The sequence below is a fragment of the Streptomyces sp. HUAS MG91 genome, from assembly GCF_040529335.1.
GTDB classification, from domain to species: domain Bacteria; phylum Actinomycetota; class Actinomycetes; order Streptomycetales; family Streptomycetaceae; genus Streptomyces; species Streptomyces tabacisoli.
Window position 1 is genome coordinate 5,721,551 of record NZ_CP159534.1, and the last position, 18,224, is coordinate 5,739,774.

General features: G+C 71.3%; 17 protein-coding genes. 6 read left to right on the forward strand and 11 right to left on the reverse strand.

What is annotated here, in order from left to right; genetic code table 11:
- Positions 1–8: 8 nt before the first annotated feature.
- The 3 genes from ABII15_RS26245 to ABII15_RS26255 form a co-directional block, all read right to left on the reverse strand.
- A complete protein-coding gene (locus ABII15_RS26245; RefSeq protein ID WP_353944736.1) occupies positions 9–1,883 on the reverse strand; it encodes a glycoside hydrolase family 18 chitinase in 1,875 nt (624 codons plus the stop codon).
- A 169-nt stretch (positions 1,884–2,052) separates the two neighbouring features.
- Positions 2,053–2,688, reverse strand: coding sequence for a response regulator transcription factor (locus ABII15_RS26250; RefSeq protein WP_353944737.1), 636 nt, complete (start codon positions 2,686–2,688; stop codon positions 2,053–2,055).
- A complete protein-coding gene (locus tag ABII15_RS26255) occupies positions 2,685–3,875 on the reverse strand; it encodes a histidine kinase (RefSeq protein ID WP_353944738.1) in 1,191 nt (396 codons plus the stop codon). The genes ABII15_RS26250 and ABII15_RS26255 overlap by 4 nt, the downstream gene beginning before the upstream one ends.
- 163 nt (positions 3,876–4,038) lie before the next feature.
- Between ABII15_RS26255 and ABII15_RS26260 the strand changes: the two genes are divergently transcribed.
- A complete protein-coding gene (locus ABII15_RS26260; protein ID WP_353944739.1) occupies positions 4,039–4,590 on the forward strand; it encodes a hypothetical protein in 552 nt (183 codons plus the stop codon).
- On the opposite strand, the gene ABII15_RS26265 is transcribed toward ABII15_RS26260, so the two are convergent.
- The gene (locus ABII15_RS26265) at positions 4,587–5,159 is read right to left on the reverse strand and encodes a cob(I)yrinic acid a,c-diamide adenosyltransferase (protein ID WP_353944740.1); all 573 of its coding nucleotides are present in this window, start codon (positions 5,157–5,159) and stop codon (positions 4,587–4,589) included. The two genes, ABII15_RS26260 and ABII15_RS26265, sit on opposite strands and share 4 nt — an antisense overlap.
- A 393-nt stretch (positions 5,160–5,552) precedes the next feature.
- On the opposite strand from ABII15_RS26265, the gene ABII15_RS26270 reads away from it, so the two are divergent.
- The 3 genes from ABII15_RS26270 (at position 5,553) to ABII15_RS26280 (ending at position 9,616) form a co-directional block, all read left to right on the forward strand.
- Positions 5,553–6,404, forward strand: a complete 852-nt coding sequence (locus tag ABII15_RS26270) for a 3-hydroxyacyl-CoA dehydrogenase family protein (RefSeq protein WP_353944741.1) — start codon at positions 5,553–5,555, stop codon at positions 6,402–6,404.
- 174 nt (positions 6,405–6,578) lie between these two features.
- Positions 6,579–6,902, forward strand: coding sequence for an STAS domain-containing protein (locus ABII15_RS26275; RefSeq protein WP_111668275.1), 324 nt, complete (start codon positions 6,579–6,581; stop codon positions 6,900–6,902).
- 245 nt (positions 6,903–7,147) lie between these two features.
- Positions 7,148–9,616 carry an ATP-binding protein gene (locus ABII15_RS26280; RefSeq protein WP_353944742.1) on the forward strand — a complete coding sequence of 823 codons (2,469 nt, stop codon included), beginning with the start codon at positions 7,148–7,150 and terminating at the stop codon, positions 9,614–9,616.
- Positions 9,617–9,724: 108 nt separating this feature from the next.
- Here ABII15_RS26280 and nucS read toward each other — a convergent pair whose 3' ends face one another.
- Entirely contained in the window at positions 9,725–10,396 is a 672-nt protein-coding gene (nucS, locus tag ABII15_RS26285) for an endonuclease NucS (RefSeq protein ID WP_111668273.1), read from the reverse strand.
- A 294-nt stretch (positions 10,397–10,690) separates the two neighbouring features.
- Here nucS and ABII15_RS26290 point away from each other — a divergent pair, with 294 nt between their 5' ends.
- The gene (locus ABII15_RS26290) at positions 10,691–11,083 is read left to right on the forward strand and encodes an SCO5389 family protein (RefSeq protein WP_353944743.1); all 393 of its coding nucleotides are present in this window, start codon (positions 10,691–10,693) and stop codon (positions 11,081–11,083) included.
- A gap of 100 nt (positions 11,084–11,183) precedes the next feature.
- Here the strand turns inward: ABII15_RS26290 and ABII15_RS26295 are convergent, their stop codons facing one another.
- Positions 11,184–12,218, reverse strand: coding sequence for an LLM class flavin-dependent oxidoreductase (locus tag ABII15_RS26295; RefSeq protein ID WP_353944744.1), 1,035 nt, complete (start codon positions 12,216–12,218; stop codon positions 11,184–11,186).
- 231 nt (positions 12,219–12,449) lie between these two features.
- Between ABII15_RS26295 and ABII15_RS26300 the strand changes: the two genes are divergently transcribed.
- Positions 12,450–12,776: an ATP/GTP-binding protein gene (locus ABII15_RS26300; RefSeq protein WP_353944745.1), complete on the forward strand. Its 327-nt coding sequence runs from the start codon at positions 12,450–12,452 to the stop codon at positions 12,774–12,776.
- Positions 12,777–12,787: 11 nt separating this feature from the next.
- Here the strand turns inward: ABII15_RS26300 and ABII15_RS26305 are convergent, their stop codons facing one another.
- From ABII15_RS26305 to ABII15_RS26325, 5 genes are all read right to left on the reverse strand, one after another.
- Complete coding sequence (locus ABII15_RS26305; protein ID WP_353944746.1) at positions 12,788–13,624, reverse strand: ABC transporter permease; 837 nt, start codon at positions 13,622–13,624, stop codon at positions 12,788–12,790.
- Complete coding sequence (locus ABII15_RS26310) at positions 13,621–14,805, reverse strand: ABC transporter ATP-binding protein (RefSeq protein WP_353944747.1); 1,185 nt, start codon at positions 14,803–14,805, stop codon at positions 13,621–13,623. Before ABII15_RS26310 ends, ABII15_RS26305 begins: the two co-directional genes overlap by 4 nt.
- A 569-nt stretch (positions 14,806–15,374) precedes the next feature.
- Entirely contained in the window at positions 15,375–16,145 is a 771-nt protein-coding gene (locus tag ABII15_RS26315) for an ABC transporter permease subunit (RefSeq protein WP_353944748.1), read from the reverse strand.
- A 1-nt stretch (position 16,146) separates the two neighbouring features.
- The gene (locus tag ABII15_RS26320; RefSeq protein WP_353944749.1) at positions 16,147–17,145 is read right to left on the reverse strand and encodes an ATP-binding cassette domain-containing protein; all 999 of its coding nucleotides are present in this window, start codon (positions 17,143–17,145) and stop codon (positions 16,147–16,149) included.
- Positions 17,146–17,222: 77 nt separating this feature from the next.
- Entirely contained in the window at positions 17,223–18,158 is a 936-nt protein-coding gene (locus tag ABII15_RS26325; RefSeq protein WP_111668265.1) for a cellulose-binding protein, read from the reverse strand.
- Positions 18,159–18,224: the final 66 nt, after the last annotated feature.

An 18,224-nucleotide genomic window follows, 5' to 3' on the forward strand; every position in this document is an offset into this window, starting at 1 on the left:
GTGGGTGGTTACTTCAGGCCGTTGGCGACCGCGGTGACCAGTTCACCGTTCGAGGTGTCTCCCGAGAACTCCCAGAAGAACGCGCCGCCCAGACCCTGCGACTTGGCCCAGGTCAGCTTGGAGGCGATCGTCGCCGGGGTGTCGTAGGACCACCAGTCGGAACCGCAGTAGGCGTACGCGGTGCCGGCCACGGTGCCGTTCGAGGGGCACTTGGTCTTCAGGACCTTGTAGTCCTCGATGCCCTGCTCGTAGGTGCCGGCCGCCGGACCCGTCGCGGTGCCGCCCGGCTCCTTCTGCGTGACGCCCGTCCAGCCGCGGCCGTAGAAGCCGATGCCGAGCAGCAGCTTGGCGGCGGGGACGCCCTGCGCCTTGAGCTTCGCGATGGCGTCCGCCGAGGTGAAGCCCTGCTGCGGGATGCCGGCGTACGAGGTGAGCGGGGAGTGCGGAGCCGTCGGGCCCTTGGCGTTGAACGCGCCGAAGAAGTCGTAGGTCATGACGTTGTACCAGTCGAAGGACTGGGAAGCGCCCGCGTAGTCGTTCTTCTCGATCTTGCCGCCGGCCGAGCCGTCCGCGGTGATCGCGGCGGTGACCAGGTTGTTGGAGCCGAACTTGGCGCGCAGCGCGGTGGCCAGCTTCTTCAGGGCGTCCTGGCCCGAGGTGTCACAGGACAGGCCGCAGGCGTTGGGGTACTCCCAGTCGATGTCGATGCCGTCGAAGACATCGGCCCAGCGCGGGTCCTCGACCAGCTTGTAGCAGGAGTCGGCGAACGCGGCCGGGTTCTGCGCGGCCTGGCCGAAGCCGCCGGACCAGGTCCAGCCGCCGAAGGACCACAGGATCTTCAGGTTCGGGTGCTTGGCCTTGAGCTGGCGCAGCTGGTTGAAGGCGCCGCGCAGCGGCTGGTCCCAGGTGTCGGCGACGCCGGAGACGGAGTTGGCCGCGGTGTAGGCCATGTCCGTGTCGGCGTAGCTGTCACCCATCGTGCACTGGCCGTTCTGCACGTTGCCGAACGCGTAGTTGATGTGGGTGATCTTGGAGGCCGAGCCGGAGGTCTCCAGGTTCTTCGGGTAGTACTGGCGGCCGTAGACGCCCCAGTCGGTGAAGTAGCCCAGGTTGACCTTGCCGCCGGTGCCCGGGTTGCCCGGGTCCGTGCCGCCGCCGCCAGTGGTGTGGACCTTGACCGCGCCGGAGGCGGGACCCGTCTGGTCGGCGGTGTCGCGGGCCTGGACGGTGTACGAGTAGTCGGTGCCCGCGGTCAGGCCGCTGTCGGAGTACGAGGTCCCCGTCACCGTCGTGACCTTGGCGCCGTCGCGCAGGACGTCGTAGTTCTTGACGCCCTTGTCGTCGGTCGCCGCCGACCAGGAGAGCTTCACCGAGGTGTCGGTGATGGCGGAGGCGGTCGGGGTGCCGGGCGCGGAGGGGGCCGCGTCGCCGGGCACGTCACCGCCGTCGCAGGAGGCGCCGTTGATCTTGCAGCCGGTGGGGGCGCCGGCGCCGGAGCCGTTGAAGCCGAAGGAGATCGAGGCGCCGGGGGCGAGCGACCCGTTCCAGGAGAGGTTCTTGCCGGTCCAGTGGTCGGCGGAGTTGGTGACGGTGGCGTCCCAGGCCGAGGTCACCTTCGTGCCGGAGGGGAAGTCCCACTCGACGGCCCACGAGCTGATCGCCGTGGTGCCGCCGTTCTTGATCGTCCACTTGCCCTCGAACCCGGTGCCCCAGTCCTGGGTCTTGGCGTAGGTCGCGGTGACGGCGCTGGCCGCGGCCGCCGCCGACGAGGGGGAGGCGAGCGCCGTGACGGCGGTCAGGCCTGCGGCGGGGAGGACGAGCGTGGCCAGGACGGCGGTGAATCTGTGCCGCAGTCGCTTTCTGGGTACGTCGGTCGAGCGCATGGGGTGCTCCTCGGGGTTCCGGGGTCCGTGAAGGGGGTGGATCCCTGCGACGCCCATGAGCACCGGAAGTGGGGAGTGTGCTCACCGCAGTGCGGTGAGAATAGAAAGGTCTGGACCATCGGTCAAGGTCTAAACCAATTACGGGTTTCGGGCAACCTGCGGCGGCGGCCTACAGACCCAACTCCTGCGCCATCACCGCGGCTTGTACGCGGCTGCGCAGTCCCAGCTTGCCGAGAAGGCGGCTGACGTGCGTTTTCACCGTGGCCTCCGCCATGTCGAGGCGGTCCGCGATCCCCGCGTTGGAGAGCCCTTCGCCCAGGCAGCGGAGGACTTCGCGCTCGCGCCGGGTGAAGGTGGCCAACTCCGGTGGGGCGGGCGCGCGTTGCGGACCTGACGCGAATTCGGCGATCAGCCGGCGGGTCACGGCCGGCGCGATCGTCCCCTCACCGCGCGCGACCGTCCGCACGGCCTCGATCAGGTCCTTGGCGTCGGTGGTCTTGAGCAGGAACCCGGCGGCGCCCGCGCGCAGCGCCCCGAAGACGTACGCGTCGAGGTCGAAGGTGGTCAGCACCAGAACGTCCGCGAGCCCTTCGGCGACGATCGCGCGAGTGGCCGAAACCCCGTCGAGGCGCGGCATCTGAACATCCATCAGGACCAGATCGGGCCGCAGCTCACGGGCCAGCGCCACCGCCCGCTCGCCGTCCTCCGCCTCCCCGGCCACCTCGATGTCCGGCGCGCTGCCCAGGATGAGCACGAGTCCGGCCCGTACGGCGGACTGGTCCTCGGCGACGAGTACGCGGATCACGCGGGTTCTCCTTCGGGGGTCGGGGGTTCGAGTGGCAGGGTCGCGCGCACCCGCCAGACCGTGCGCCCGGCAGCGGGGTGCGGGCCCGCCTCGAAGGTCCCGGCGAGCAGCTCGGCGCGCTCGCGCATGCCGACGAGCCCGGCGCCGGAGCCGGGCGCGCGCGGCCCGTCCCGGTCCCCGTACGGGCTGGTGACCCGCACCTCGATCCGGTCGGCCGAGCGCCGGAGCTCGACCGTGACGCCGCCGGGGGAGGCGTGCTTGAGGGCGTTGGTGAGGGACTCCTGGACGATGCGGTACGCGGCGAGGCCGACCGGGGCGGGCAGGCCGGTGGTGGCGCCGGTGACGGTCAGCTCCGCGTCGAGCCCGTTCACTCTGGCCTGGTCGACGAGGGCGCCCAGGCCGTCCAGGGTCGGCGCCGCGGCCGGTTCCTCGGAGGCGCCCGCGTCGCGCAGCAGCCCGATCAGGCGGCGCATCTCGGCCAGCCCCTCGACGCTGTTCTCGCGGATGGTCTCCAACGCCGTACGGGTCGTCGCCGCGTCGTCGATGGACAGCGCGGCCGTGGAGTGGATCGCGATGGCCGAAAGATGGTTGGCCACCATGTCGTGCAGCTCGCGGGCCATCCGGGCGCGCTCCGCCGTCACCGCCTGGACGCGGTCGATCTCGGCGAGCAGCGCGGTCTGTTCGGCCCGCAGCCGTTCGGCCGCCGCCGTCTCGCGGTGGTTGCGGACCAGCACCCCGGTGGCGGCCGGGGTGAACGTCACCAGGCCCACGGCGACCCCGATCAGCAGCGCCTCCGGCCGCCGCCACACGGCCAGCGCGCCCAGCGTCACCGCGACCGTGAGCAGACCGGCGGCCACGGGGATGCGCCGGGCCGCCGCCGGGCTGCCGTACAGGACGGCCGCGTAGACCAGGTCCGTGTACATCAGGACGGTCGCCAGGCTCCCCGTGGTGCACTGGTCGGCGATCAGCACCAGGGTGCCCGCCGCGACCGCGCACCACGGCAGCGTCCGGCGCACCAGCTCCAGGCCCGCCATCGCGACGAGCGGCAGCAGGAGCCACGCGCCGCCGAGCGGCCGGCCCGTGTTCATGCCGAGGCCGATGACCCACAGCAGCAGCCCGCCCAGCAGGCCCGCCACGGCGATCCGGACGTCGTCGCGGTGCGGCGGGCGGGGGAGCGGCAGATGCATGACCCCATCCAACACGGGCCGGGGCCGCCGGGCGCGGTGCCGGAGAACGATCTCGCGCGGGCCGCCGGTACATCGAAGGATGCAGTGCCGTCTCGTCACGTACGACGACGATCCCGGCCCGTCCGGCGGCCAGGCTGGAAGCGGGGAACGAGAGGAGCCCGTCGTGATCGTCACGCTCATCGTCGTCTGCGAGGTCGCCTTCTGGGTGCTGCTCGCCGCCGGACTCGCCCTGCGCTACTGGGCCCGGATGCCCCGCGCGGGTCTCGCCGTCCTGCTGTGCGAGCCGCTGCTCGAGGTGATCCTGCTGGTCGTCACCGCCGTCGACCTCAAGAACGGCGCCGAACCGGACTGGAAGCACGGCCTCGCCGCCGTCTACATCGGCTACTCGGTGGCGCTCGGCCACTACACCGTCCGCTGGGTGGACGTCCGCGTCGCCCACCGCTTCGCGGGCGGCCCGCCGCCGTCGACGCCCAAGTACGGCACCGCGCGGGCGGTCCACGAGTGGAAGCTCGCCGCGCGCTGGGTGCTCGCCTCGGTCATTGCCATCGGGCTGCTGCAGGGCGCGATCTGGTACGTCGGCGACGACGGGGACACCGGCTCCCTGACCCAGTGGCAGCAGCGCATGCTGTTCCTCATCGGCCTCAACGTGGTCATCGCGCTGAGCTACACACTGTTCCCGAAGAAGGCGCCGGCTCGCGGTGGAGGAGCCGCCTAGCGCTCGCCTCCCGGCACCCACAGCACGTCCCCGACCTGCTTGTTCGCGATGCGGGCGAGGATGAACAGCAGGTCCGAGAGCCGGTTCAGGTACGTCGCCGTCAGCGGGTTCATCGTCTCGCCGTGCACCTCCATGGCCGCCCACGTCGACCGCTCGGCCCGCCGCACCACGGTGCACGCCTGGTGCAGCAGGGCGGCGCCCGCGGTGCCGCCCGGCAGGATGAACGAGCGCAGCTTCTCCAGCTCGGCGTTGAACCGGTCGCAGTCCGCCTCCAGCTTGTCCACGTAGAACTGCTCGACGCGCAGCGGCGGGTACTCGGGGTTCTCGGCGACGGGCGTCGACAGGTCGGCGCCGACGTCGAACAGGTCGTTCTGGACGCGCGTGAGCACCGTGACGACCTCCTCGTCCAGGCCGCCGAGGGCGATCGCCGTGCCGATGACGGCGTTGGCCTCGTTGGCGTCCGCGTACGCCGAGATCCGCAGATCGGTCTTGGCGGTGCGGCTCATGTCGCCGAGGGCGGTGCTGCCCTTGTCTCCGGTACGGGTGTAGATGCGCGTCAGGTTGACCATGCGGCCAGCGTAGTTAAGCCCGCGCGTCACCCACCACCACCCTGGCCGGGAGCCCGCCCGGCCGCCCCTAGGGCGTGTGTACCGACCGTCACGGCCGCCGCCGCGAAGGCGAGGTCGGGCCGGCCGGGCGCGAGAAGCGTCGTGAGACGCCGAGCCAGGAGGCCGGTGCCGGCCGGGACTGCTGAGCGAAAAGGTGCTCAACTACGCCGTGCGTGACGCCTGATGACCGACCGATGACCGCCGAACGACCGGCACCGGTGTGATGTCCGTCATTCGAGACGTGACGCGCATCTCTATGCGGTCACACAACCCCTCACGGACGCTAAGGTCCGCAAAAGAGCAACGTAAACAGTGGTTAAGCGGTACGCGGGTACGCGGTAAGGGGAGTCGCACGTGGCACGGAAGCTCGCCGTCATCGGGGCCGGTCTCATGGGGTCCGGCATCGCCCAGGTCTCTGCCCAGGCGGGCTGGGACGTCGTCCTGCGCGACGTCACCGACGAAGCCCTCACGCGCGGCACCGACGGGATCAAGGCGTCGTACGACAAGTTCGTGAGCAAGGGCAAACTGGCGGCCGAGGACGCCGAGGCGGCCCTCGCCCGCATCACGCCGACCACCGATCTGGACGCGGCCGCCGACGCCGACCTCGTCGTCGAGGCCGTCTTCGAGAAGCTGGAGATCAAGCACGAGATCTTCCGCGCGCTCGACAAGATCGTGCGGGACGACACGGTGCTCGCGTCGAACACCTCCGCCATCCCGATCACCAAGATCGCGGCGGTGACGGACCGCCCGGAGCGCGTCGTCGGCGCCCACTTCTTCTCGCCGGTGCCGATGATGCAGCTGTGCGAGCTGGTCCGCGGCTACAAGACGAGCGACGAAACCCTCGCCACCGCGCGGGAGTTCGCCGAGTCCGTCGGCAAGACCTGCATCGTCGTCAACCGCGACGTGGCGGGCTTCGTCACCACCCGGCTCATCTCGGCCCTCGTCGTCGAGGCGGCGAAGCTGTACGAGTCGGGCGTCGCCACCGCGGAGGACATCGACATCGCCTGCAAGCTGGGCTTCGGCCACGCCATGGGCCCGCTGGCCACGGCCGACCTGACCGGCGTCGACATCCTGCTGCACGCCACCAGCAACATCTACACCGAGTCGCAGGACGAGAAGTTCGCGCCGCCGGAGCTGATGCGCCGGATGGTGGACGCCGGTGACATCGGACGCAAGAGCGGGCAGGGCTTCTACAAGCACGGCTGAACCGGCAAGCGGGGCTGAACCGGCCCCGCCTGACGCGACATCACCCCTCAGGGTGAATTCGGTATCGGTTCGCTTACAGACGGCAACTTCTGGCGCCTTGAGCCAGTCAGTTGCAGTGACATACCCAGATCACATGGAAACCTCTCGTCACTACTGATCGCACGGGGAGCGCATATGCACATCAGGGGCGACCACGCCGAGCTGGTCGTCGGGGGCCGCCTCGACGTCCGGAGCGCGGCGGACGCCCGTACGGTCCTGCACACCGCCGTCGACGACGGCATCGGAGACCTGGTCCTCGACCTGTCCGAACTGGACTCGTGGGACGCGACCGGACTCGGCGTCATCATGGGCGCCCACCGGCGGGCCGGCCGCTGCGGACGCAGGCTCGTGCTGCGCGGGGTCCCGGACCGCATGCAGCGCCTGCTGGTCGCCACCCGGCTGCACCGGATCCTGGCCATCGAGGGCGGCATCGGAGTCGAGTCACTGCCCCGCGTGTGAGGAACGTTCACCCCCCGAAGGTGTGAATCGCTCATTCACGGGGGAAGCGCCCACAATCCTCACGAGACTGTGACGTCTCGGGCGGCGCGGCACCCCGGCTGTTCGGAGATACTGCGACAAGGTCTAGGGTTCGGTCGCCCGCGGTATGACGACCCGCCTCGCGGGCACCGGACCAGAAGCGACAGCGCAGTGTGCACAGGCCGGGAGGGGCAAGCGGCACACCACGCTTTTGGGGGGCTTTCAGCATGGACCCGACGAACCGGGGACCGGAAGACTTCAGCAAGGACCGGCGCGACGACAGCACGCCGGCGCACGGCGGCCGCCAGCGGCCGCCCGTCCCACCCGACTTCGGCCAGCCGGTGCCCGCGCTCGCGCGCACCGTGCAGGTCGTGTCGGGCGACCACCTCCTGACCGTCAACCCTGTCGACGGCAGCGAGATCGAACCCTGCCCGCCGGGTGAACGCCCGGGCAGGCCCGTCAAGTTCGACGACGCCGAGCGCGTCGACCGCGCGCGGGCCGCACGTCCGCCGCTGCCGCCCGGGCCCGCGCTGCCCCGGCTGCCGCTCCTGGAGCGCCAGGAGGACCGCGAGCGACTGGTACGGCTCCTCGCGCGCGGGCGCTCCGTACGGCTCACCGGACCGTCGGGATCCGGGCGCACCGCGCTCCTCGACCAGGTCGCCGAGGACTGCCTCGGCATCGCGCCCGACGGCGTCGTCCGGCTCTCCGGGCACCACCGCTCGGCCGACGACCTGCTGTACGAGCTGTTCGGCGCCGTCTACAACGCACCGCTGTACCACCCCGACCGCACCCTGATGCGCGAACTCGTGCACGAGGTCGGCGCCGTCGTCGTCCTGGACGACCTCGAGTTCGGCGGCGCCCAGCTCGACGAACTCCTCGAAGCCACGCCGGAGTGCGCCTTCCTGCTCGCCGCGACGCCCGACGTCGCCGCGCCGTCGGCCGACTCCCACGTGGAGGAGGTCTTCCTCGGCGGCCTCGGCCGCGGCGGCAGCCTGGAACTCCTGGAGCGCGTCGTCGGCCGGGTGCTCACCGACGAGGAGGCCCAGTGGGCCGGTGACCTGTGGTTCGAGTCGGAGGGGCTGCCCCTGCGGTTCGCGCAGGCCGGCGCCCTGCTGCGGCAGCGGGACCAACTGAGCGCCGATCCGAGCGTCTTCGACGAGTTCAGCGCCTTCTCCGACGAGCCGGTGGACGCGCCGTTCGACTCCGCCGACGGCCACGACGTACCGCTGCCCTCGCTCGCCGAGGGCGCCGCTCCCGCCGCGCTGCTCGCCTCCCGGCTGAGCCGCTCGGCCCGCTCCACCCTGCGGTTCGCCGTCGCGCTGGGCGGCGAGATCCCGCACCAGGCGCATCTGCCCGCGCTCGTGGGCGACCAGCACGCCGACGCGGCCCTGGCCGAGCTGGTCTCCAGCGCCCTCGTCACCGCGGTCGGCGCGCGCTACCGCCTCGCGGCCGGTGTCCAGGTGCAGTTGGAGGCCGCCGGGTTCGGGGACGAGAGCGTCGAGCGGGCCCGTACGGCGGCCCTGCACTACGCCTGGTGGGCCGGGCACCCGTCGGTCGGCCCCGAGCGGGTCGCCGCCGAGAGCGACGCCCTGCTGGCCGCGCTCGCCGTCCTCGTACCGGTGTCGGCCTCGGCCGGCGACGAGGCGACGCCCGCGTCCGTGGAGCTGGCCCGCGCTGCCGCGCCCGCGTTCGCCGCCGGGCTCGCCTGGAGCGCCTGGGAGCGTGCGCTGCGCTCCGGGCAGGAGGCGGCCCGGATCGCCGGACTCGTCTCCGAAGAGGCCTACTTCCACCACGAGCTGGGGATCCTCGCGCTGCTCGACGGGCAGCTCGACCGGGCCCGCGCCGAGCTGGAGGCCTCCATCGGCCTGCGCGGCGCCCTCGCCGACAAGCGGGGCACGATCGCGGGCCGGCGCGCCCTCGCCCTGGTGGCGGACCGTTCCGGCGGCGCGCTGCCCGGTGGCCGCACGGCGGCCGGCGAGGAAGTCCCCGACGCGATGTACGAGGAGTCGCAGTCGCCGCCCGGCGGGGTGCTCGCCACGTACGCGCCGCCCGAGGCGCCGGGCGAGGCCGAGACCTTGGTGAGCCGGCCGCCCGCGCCCGCTCCGACGGTGGTCGGCGGCGGCCCTGTGCCCTCGCGCAGGTCCATCGTCCGCGGCACCCGGCGCAACCTGGTCGCGGCCGGCGCGGGCGCGCTGCTCGCGGCGGTGCTCGGCACGGTCGTCACCCTCGGCACCTTGTCGAACAGCGACGAGCCGCCGTCCGACAAGGTCAACACCAACCCGTCGGCCACGGCGGGGGAGACCGGCGGGGACCTGGGCGCGGAGAAGGCCGGGGACAGCGGCAAGGGCAGCGACGGCTCCGCCTCGGCGCCGGCCGACCCCGGTGCGGACGGGGTCCCGGGCACGGCGGACGATCCGGCGCCGTCGCAGAGTGCCAGCGGATCGCCGTCGGAGGACCCGAGCGGCTCCACGTCCCCGGACCGGCCGACGAAGTCCCCGAGCGGGAAGCCGACGAAGTCCCCGACGAAGTCGCCCACGAAGTCTCCGACGAAAACGCCGACCAAGCCGCCGACGCCGAGCGACGATCCCTCGACCTCCCCGCCGTCCGAGACGCCGGACCCGACACCGACGGACACGGCGAGCACCGACACGGCGAGCAACCCCGTCGCGCCCAGCGTCTCCGACACGGTGATGTAGAGCGCCCCGTCAGGAGCGCGGGGAACTGCGCGAGCAACCACGACGAAGCCGCGGCCGCGTCCGCTCATCGACTGAGCGGACGCGACCGCGGCTTCTCGCGGTCGACCTCTAGAAGAGCCGCAGCTTGTCGTCCTCGATCCCGCGCATCGCGTCGTAGTCGAGCACCGTGCACCCGATACCGCGATCCGTCGCCAGCACCCGGGCCTGCGGCTTGATCTCCTGCGCCGCGAAGACACCGCGGACCGGCGCGAGGTGCGGGTCGCGGTTCAGCAGCTCCAGGTAGCGCGTGAGCTGCTCCACGCCGTCGATCTCGCCGCGCCGCTTGATCTCCACGGCGACGGTCTGCCCCTCGGCGTCCCGGCACAGGATGTCGACCGGGCCGATCGCCGTCATGTACTCGCGGCGGATCAGCGTGTAGCCCTCGCCGAGGGTGTCGATGCGGTCCGCGAGGAGTTCCTGAAGGTGCGCTTCCACGCCGTCCTTGATGAGCCCCGGGTCGACACCGAGCTCGTGCGACGAGTCGTGGAGGATCTCCTCCATCGTGATGATCAGTTTTTCGCCCGCCTTGTTGATGACGGTCCAGGTGCCTTCGTCGTCACCCGTGCCCTCCTTCAAGGTGCAGGGCGGCGACATCCAGTTGAGGGGCTTGTAGGCCCGGTCGTCCGCGTGGATGGAGACGCTGCCGTCCGCCTTCACGAGGATGAGACGGGGGGCCGACGGAAGATGGGCGGTGAGCCTGCCCGCGTAATCCACGGAGCAGCGGGCGATGACGAGACGCATGGTGGGCAACGCTACTCGACTGCCGCCGCTCCCCGCACTTCGCCCGCCGGTCGCCCGGCGCCGCCCTGTCCGAGCCCTTTCGGGTGCCCCTTTTATTAAGAAGTACCCCGTTCGTTATTGGCTGGTTGTGTGCGACCGGTGCGCGGTACGCCCTGTTGCGCTCCGGAAGCGTTGCTTACCGTAGAAGCAGGAGGTCGCGGTGCGCGCACGCTGAGTGTTCGAGGGGCCGCGTGTACCGGGGGCTCCCGGCCTGTCCGTCAACCCCCGCTCCCTGGGGGTGCGAGAGGAGAACCCATGTCGCTCGACGTCTCACCGGCACTGTTGGAACAGGCCGAGCGAGGCGAGGTTGACGAAGCGGACTTCGTCGACTGCGTCCGGACCTCCCTGCCTTACGCATGGGAGATGATCAGCTCCCTGGTGGCTCAGCTGAAGGTCGACGGCGGAGACTTCGCCGACAACCAGACGCCGCCGCCGGACGAGCAGGCACGTGGACAGCTGCTGCGTGCGCTCGCGAGTGACGCGATTCGTGGCGCACTCCAGCGGCACTTCGGTGTCCGGCTGGCGTTCCAGAACTGCCACCGGGTCGCGGTCTTCCCGCTGACCCCGGCGGTGGACGAGACGCTGGCCCGCTTCACCTCGGTCCGCAACCAGCTGCTCAACCAGTCACCGGAGCTGCGTGACTGCTGACGGCAATCGCCTTGGATCGGTTTGCCTGCCGTCCCGTGCGCGGGAGGTGCTTCTGTACGGGCGGCAGGCACCGGACCTCAAGGGCGACCGACGGGCGGGATCAGCCGAGTTGCGGCAGGACCTCGGCTCCCAGCCGACGGACGTTCTCCTCCGTCGCCGCGAGATCCCCCGAGCCCTCGACGAGCAGCGCGAAGCGTGTGATGCCGGTGCGCTCCGATGTGGCGGCGAGCCGGTCCGCGCACAACTGCGGGGTGCCGACCGGGTGCAGACGGCACAGCAGCTCCGTGTAGGCGCGCGGATCCCGCATCTTGCGTACGCGTCCGTCCACCGTCACATGCGCGTCCAGCCCCTGTTTCAGCCAGCCTGGCATCGCCTTCAGGAGCGCCTCCGACGCGTCCGCGCCGCAATCGCCGATCTGGGCGACCCCGGCGGAGACATGGGGCGCGGAGAGGATCTCGTCGGGCGTGCGCCCGGCCTCGCGCGCGCTCCGTCGCCACAGTGCCACCATCTCCGCCTTCTCCTCGTCGCCGCAGTGCATCCCGAGCAGCATCGGCAGGCCGCGCTCGGCGGCGGTGCGCACGCTCTTCGGTGACGTACAGGCGACGACGACCTCGGGTCCCGCCGGGTCCGTGTCGCCTATCGCCTCGGCCGGGCGCGGCACCACCGGCACCTCGCGGAACGGGAACCGGCCGTCCCCGCCCGCCACATGGGTCTCACGCAGCCAGCGCAGCAGCAGATCGAGCGAGTCCGGGAACCCCGACTCGTACGCCTCGAGACCCGAGCCGAAGACCTCCAGGTCCACCCACGGCCCGCCGCGCCCCACGCCGAGCGAGAAGCGCCCGCCCGAGGTCAGGTGCAGCAGCGCCGCCTGCTCGCCCAGGGCCACCGGGTGGGCCGTCGGCAGCACGCTCACGGCCGTGCCGATCCGCAGGGTGCGGGTGCGGCCGAGCAGCAGCGCGGCCAGTGTGATGGCCGACGGGCAGGTCCCGTACGGCACGAAGTGATGTTCGGCGAGCCAGGCCGTGTCCAGGCCCGCCTCCTCGGCGACCTCGGCCGACCGCACCGCACGGTGCAGAGCCTCCCCCTGCCCCTGGCCCGGAAACTGGGCCGCCAGTACAAACGTTCCTACGCGCATCGCGTTTTTGCCTCCTTGGCGCCGACGCGGGCACTCCCCATGCAGGCATTAACGGTTGGCAAGTGCCAAAGACACGGCCTGGCATGAAGATTGACAGATTTTCTGCGCAGCGCCGGTGCGGATGGGGTCCGCGCGGGCCGGTGGGGGTCGTGGTGAGGGCCGATCGTCGCAGCTCCGTCGGCGTACGCTGGTCCAGACCCCGCTCCGTACCAGCACCCCGTGAGGTGATCCGTGTCCCCGCGTCGCAACCGCCCCAAGGCCGGCGGATCGTCAGGCAGCAGCGACGACGAGGGGCGGCGCTACGGCGGGTTCCAGTCCTCCGAGCACTGGCAGGGCGAGGAGTGGAGCGTGCGCCATGTCGCGGGCGCGAGCGCGGCCGGCAAGACCTACCGCTGCCCCGGATGCGACCAGGAGATCGCCTCCGGGGTCGCCCATGTCGTGGCCTGGCCCGAGTACGGCGGCGTGGACGACCGGCGCCACTGGCACAAGGCGTGCTGGAACGCGAAGGACCGCCGCACCACGAAGGTGCAGCGGTCCCGGAACGCGCCGCGCTACTGAGGGCTCCCGCCCTAGACGTCGCGGCTGTTGAGCCCGGCGAACGCGCCGGCCAGGGCGACGCCCGTGAGGGCCAGCATGATCCACAGCGGGTCCCAGCCGGACGGGCCGGAGCCGCCGGCCACCGAGTTGTCGTAGAGCACGGCGAGCTGGCTCGGGATCGAGTACTCCAGGAGGGCCTGCTGGAGGTCCTTGAGCGACTCGGCGAACATGAACAGCGCGAGCACCAGCGGCAGCAGCACCAGGCCGATCATGATGGTGATCGCGCCCGCCGAGTGCCGCACCAGCGTGCCGAGCGCGAGGCCGAGCAGACCGAGCAGCGCCACGAACAGGCCGACGCCGACGGTCGACTTGAACCACATCGCGCCGGTCGGCGAGTCCTCGGCGCCCACGATGGCCACCTGGACCACGCCGACCAGCGCGGCGACCACCGTGGTCAGCACGAAGACCAGCGAGAAGAACACGATCGCCTTGGCCGCAAGGACCCGGCTGCGGCTCGAACAGGCCGTCATCGTCGTACGGATCATGCCGGTGCCGTACTCGGAGGCGATGGTCAGCACGCCCAGCGTGATCACGCAGATGATGCCGAGCAGGACGCCGAAGAAGCCGAGGCCCAGCGTCTCGTTGCCGTCCATCGACGAGGTGTCCGCGGAGGCGACGACCGCCGCCGAGGCGAGGCCGATGCCGACCATGAGCACGATCATCACGCCGAGCGTCCACATCGTGGAGCGCACCGATCTGATCTTCGTCCACTCCGAGGCGAGCGCGTCACCGAGGTGGGCGCGGCGCACGGGGATGGGGGAGTGGTACGAGGCGCCGGGCGGGGCGTAGGGAGGGGGCGGCGTGCTCATCGGGCGTCGTCCTTCTGCGTCTCGTCCGTCTTGTCCATCGTGGCCGTCGTGCTCGCCGGAGGGGGCGGTGCGACCGGGAGAGCCGGCGCGGGCGCCGGGGGCTGCGGGGTGGCGTACGGGTTCTCGCCGGGCGCCGGCGGCTGCTGCGGCTGGCCCTGGGGCGGCGGCGGGGCGTACCAGCCCGGCTGGTCCTGGCCCGGTACGGGCGCAGGCGGCGGCATCATGCCGGGCGCCGGCTGCTGCTGCAGGCCCGCGCGCTGGTCGACCGTGGAGCGGTAGTCGACGGCGCCCTGCGTCATCCGCATGTACGCCTCCTCCAGCGAGGCCTGGTGCGGGGACAGCTCCCACAGCCGGACGTCCGCCTCGTGCGCGAGGTCGCTGATCCGCGGCAGCGGCAGGCCCGTCACGCGCAGCCCGCCGTCCGGCTCGGGCAGCACCTGGCCGCCCGCCTCGGTCAGCGCCGCGCTCAGCTTCTCGCGCTGCGCCGGCTCGGTGTCCGGGGTGCGTACGCGCGCGAAACCGGCCGAGTTGTGGGCGATGAAGTCCCGGACGCTCATGTCGGCGAGCAGCTGCCCGCGCCCGATCACGATCAGGTGCTCGGCGGTCAGCGCCATCTCGCTCATCAGGTGCGAGGAGACGAAGACCGTGCGGCCCTCGGCGGCCAGCGACTTCATCAGGTTCCTCACCCAGAGGATGCCCTCGGGGTCCAGACCGTTGACCGGTTCGTCGAAGAGCAGCACCTGGGGGTCGCCGAGCAGTGCCGCCGCGATGCCGAGCCGCTGGCCCATGCCGAGCGAGAACCCGTTCGAACGCCGCTTCGCCACCTCCTGGAGGCCGACGACGCCGAGCACCTCGTCGACCCGGCGGGCCGGGATGCCGGAGAGCTGGGCCAGGCTCAGCAGATGGCTGCGGGCGGTCCGGCCGCCGTGCACGGCCTTCGCGTCGAGCAGTGCGCCGACCTGGCGCGGGGCGTTCGGCAGCTCGTTGTACGGGTGGCCGCCGATCGTCACCCGGCCCTGCGTCGGCTTGTCGAGGCCGAGGATCATCCGCATCGTCGTCGACTTGCCCGAGCCGTTCGGTCCCAGGAAGCCGGTCACGGTTCCCGGCCGGACCTGGAAGGAAAGGTTGTACACGGCTGTCTTCGCGCCGTAGCGCTTCGTCAGGCCGACTGCCTCGATCATTCTCCGCACCCATCGGAAGGTCTGAACGGTTCTGAACGGTTGTGAAAGTTCAGGACGTCGGGGCAGACGCCCCCGTAAGGGTTAGGAGCGTATCCGAGCGCTGACGGTTCCGGCCAAGAGTGAGCAAAGGGATCAGCGGGGCCAGTGGGCGGGCCCCCGGCCCGGTGGGGCTTCTCGCGCAGTTCCCCGCGCCCCTGAAAACCAGCCGTCACGCGCGGCTCTCGTCGTGGCTGGTCGCGCAGTTCCCCGCGCCCCTGAAGGCATGCGCTGCGCGCAGCCTTCCCCGATGAGATGGCGCACGAAGTGCGCATCTCAGGGGCGCGGGGAACTGCGCGAGAAGTCCCACCGGGCCGCGGACGACATACGACCCAGGGCCGCGCCGCTTGGGCCTGTCCGGCGGATCAGGTCGCGGCCGGGTGGCCCGCGCGTCTCTGTGCTGGTGAGCGGGGTCTGGTGCGTCGAGATGCAAGGCGGAGGAGGGCGTCAACGCGGAGCGTTGGCAACCGACGACAACGCCGCAGGTCGGCGTGCCAGCCCCCGCGCCCGCGACAAGATCCGCCGGACAGGCCCTAAGCGTCCCGCTTCTTCAGCAGGGCGTAGCCCACGAGCAGGGCCACGGCCACCCACACCAGCAGAATCGCCAGACCGCCCCACGGTCCGTACGCGATGTCGTCGTCGGCCGGGGTGATCACCTGCATGATCCGCTGGCCCGCCTGGTCGGGGAAGTACTGCGCGACCTTCTTCGTGGCCGAGACGCTGCCGAGGATGGGGGAGATCAGGAAGAAGAACGGCATGAGGATGCCCAGGGAGAGCATGGGGGAGCGGAGCATCGTGGCGATGCCCATGGAGAACATCGCCACCAGCGTCATGTAGACGGCGGCGCCGATCACAGCGCGCAGCACGTTCGGGGCGCCCAGGTCCGTGCTGTGGTCGCCGAGCATGAGCTGGCCGAGGAAGAACGACGCGAAGCTGGTGACCAGCGCGACGGCCAGGACGAGCAGCGAGGCCACCGTGATCTTGCTGAACAGGAACGTGCCGCGCTGCGGGACCGCCGCGAGCGAGGTGCGGATCATCCCCGTGCTGTACTCACTGGCCACGACGAGCACCCCGAAGACCACCATCGCCAGCTGCCCGAGGGAGAGGCCGGAGAAGGAGATGAAGGTCGGGTCGAACGTCAGCTTGCTCTCGCGGGAGAGGTTCTTGAAGTCGTTGTTGGACAGGGCGCTGATCAGCATCCCGAGCCCGGCCGAGACGACCAGGGCGAGGCTGAGCGTGAGAGCCGTCGAGTTGACCGACTTGATCTTGGTCCACTCGGATCTGAGGACCTGGGCCGCGGCCATCTCAGGCCCCCTTCCCTTGGTTCTTGTCGCGGTTCCAGGACGCGCCCCAGCCCTGCTGCTGCGGCTGCTGCGACGGCGGCTGCGGTGCCGTTCCGCCCGAGTGGGCGTGGTACTCGACCGACCCGGCGGTCAGCTGCATGAAGGCCTCTTCGAGGGACGCCTGCTGCGGGCTCAGCTCGTGCAGCACCAGCTGATGGCTCGCGGCCAGCTCGCCCAGCTGCTCGGGGGAGCCGCCGTCGACCTCCAGGGTGCCGTTGCCGGCCTCCACGACCGTGACGCCGTTCTCGTGCAGGACGTCGAGCAGCCGCTCGCGCTGCGGCGAGCGCAGCCGCACGAACGACCGCGAGTTCTCCCGGATGAAGTCCGCCATGGAGGTGTCGGCGAGCAGCCGGCCCTGCCCGATGACCACGAGGTGGTCGGCGGTGAGCGCCATCTCGCTCATCAGGTGCGAGGAGACGAAGACCGTACGGCCCGCGGCCGCGAGCGACTTCATCAGATTGCGGATCCAGTGGATGCCCTCGGGGTCGAGCCCGTTCACCGGCTCGTCGAACATCAGGATCTGCGGGTCGCCGAGGAGCGCGCCCGCGATGCCGAGCCGCTGGCCCATGCCGAGCGAGAAGCCCTTCGACTTCTTCTTGGCGACCGCGGTCAGGCCGACGGTGTCCAGGACCTCGGAGACCCGGCTCTTCGGGATGCCGTTGGACTGGGCGAGGCAGAGCAGATGGTTGTACGCGCTGCGGCCGCCGTGCATCGCCTTCGCGTCGAGGAGAGCGCCGATGAACGTAAGGGGGTCCTTCAGCCGCGCGTACTGCCTGCCGTCGATCCGGACCGTGCCCGCGGTGGGGTTGTCGAGCCCGAGCATCATGCGCATCGTCGTCGACTTGCCCGCGCCGTTCGGACCGAGGAAGCCCGTGACGATGCCCGGTCGCACGCTGAAGGTGAGGTTGTCGACGGCGGTCTTGTCGCCGTAGCGCTTCGTCAGCCCCTCGAGCTCAATCATGGGGCCACGCTAGAGCGCGAATAAGCCCCCTGCCACTTGTTTGGGGCAGGGGGCTTACAGCGTGACACCAGTGGCGATCAGCGGGACTGCTGCGCCGGGACCCCACGGGAGATGGGCTCGTCCTCGACCGGCGCACCGGCGGCGGCGACCGCCGCACCGGTGAGGGTGGCCAGCATTTCGCGCACGTTCGTCAGCTGGGCGTTGATCGAGTCGCGGCGGTTGGTGAGCGCCGCCAGCTCGCGCTCGGATTCCGAGCGGATGCGGTCGGCCTTGGCGTTCGCGTCGGCCACGATGTCCTCGGCCTGGCGCTGGGCCGTCTCCACCGTCTGCCGGGCGCGGCGCTCGGCGTCCGTGCGCAGCTTCTCGGCCTCCAGGCGGAGCTGCTCCGCGCGGTGCTCGATCTCCGCGAGGCGCTTCTCGGCCTTGGCCTGACGCGAGGCCAGGTCGCGCTCGGACTGCTCGCGCCGCTTGGCCAGGTTCGTCTCGAAGTCCGCGGCGGCCTGGGCGGCCTTGGCGCGGGTCTCCTCGAAGAGGGCGTCCGCCTCCTCGCGCTTGGACTGCGCGTCCTTCTGCGCCTCGGAGCGCAGCGTGGACGCCTCGCCCTTGGCCTTCTCGACGATCCGGACGCCCTCGTCCTCGGCCTTGGCCTTGCGCTCGGCGGCGAACGACTCCGCGTCGTTGCGCACCTGCTGGGCCGCGGACTCGGCGAGCTCGCGGTGCTGCTCGGCGGCCCGGCGGGCCTCCTCGCGCAGGTCCTTGGCCTCCTCCTCGGCGAGGCGGAGGATCTTCTCGACGCGCGCGCCGAGGCCGGCGTACGACGGCTCCGCGTCGTTCACCTGGGCCTGGGCGTTCTGCGTCTCGAGGTGGAGTTCCTCGATGCGCTTTTCCAGAGCAGTGATGCGAGCGAGGGCGCTGTCACGGTCGGAGACGAGCTTGGAGATTCGTTCGTCCACCTGAGCGCGGTCGTACCCACGCCGCACAAGCTCGAAGCCGTAGGGGGAAGTGTCGCTCATGGGGTTCCTGTCGAATGAGACCGGTGAGGTGATAAGGGGAATCCTAGGGGCCAAAGCGGCGTGTCA

Bases quoted from the DNA above. Each gene is read 5' to 3' on its own strand.
- ABII15_RS26245 (WP_353944736.1), bottom strand. From the start codon at position 1,883: ATGCGCTCGACCGACGTACCCAGAAAGCGACTGCGGCACAGATTCACC.
- ABII15_RS26255 (WP_353944738.1), bottom strand. From the start codon at position 3,875: ATGCATCTGCCGCTCCCCCGCCCGCCGCACCGCGACGACGTCCGGATC.
- ABII15_RS26265 (WP_353944740.1), bottom strand. From the start codon at position 5,159: ATGGTCAACCTGACGCGCATCTACACCCGTACCGGAGACAAGGGCAGC.
- ABII15_RS26275 (WP_111668275.1), top strand. From the start codon at position 6,579: ATGCACATCAGGGGCGACCACGCCGAGCTGGTCGTCGGGGGCCGCCTC.
- ABII15_RS26280 (WP_353944742.1), top strand. From the start codon at position 7,148: ATGGACCCGACGAACCGGGGACCGGAAGACTTCAGCAAGGACCGGCGC.
- nucS (WP_111668273.1), bottom strand. From the start codon at position 10,396: ATGCGTCTCGTCATCGCCCGCTGCTCCGTGGATTACGCGGGCAGGCTC.
- ABII15_RS26290 (WP_353944743.1), top strand. From the start codon at position 10,691: ATGTCGCTCGACGTCTCACCGGCACTGTTGGAACAGGCCGAGCGAGGC.
- ABII15_RS26295 (WP_353944744.1), bottom strand. From the start codon at position 12,218: ATGCGCGTAGGAACGTTTGTACTGGCGGCCCAGTTTCCGGGCCAGGGG.
- ABII15_RS26305 (WP_353944746.1), bottom strand. From the start codon at position 13,624: ATGAGCACGCCGCCCCCTCCCTACGCCCCGCCCGGCGCCTCGTACCAC.
- ABII15_RS26310 (WP_353944747.1), bottom strand. From the start codon at position 14,805: ATGATCGAGGCAGTCGGCCTGACGAAGCGCTACGGCGCGAAGACAGCC.
- ABII15_RS26315 (WP_353944748.1), bottom strand. From the start codon at position 16,145: ATGGCCGCGGCCCAGGTCCTCAGATCCGAGTGGACCAAGATCAAGTCG.
- ABII15_RS26320 (WP_353944749.1), bottom strand. From the start codon at position 17,145: ATGATTGAGCTCGAGGGGCTGACGAAGCGCTACGGCGACAAGACCGCC.
- ABII15_RS26325 (WP_111668265.1), bottom strand. From the start codon at position 18,158: ATGAGCGACACTTCCCCCTACGGCTTCGAGCTTGTGCGGCGTGGGTAC.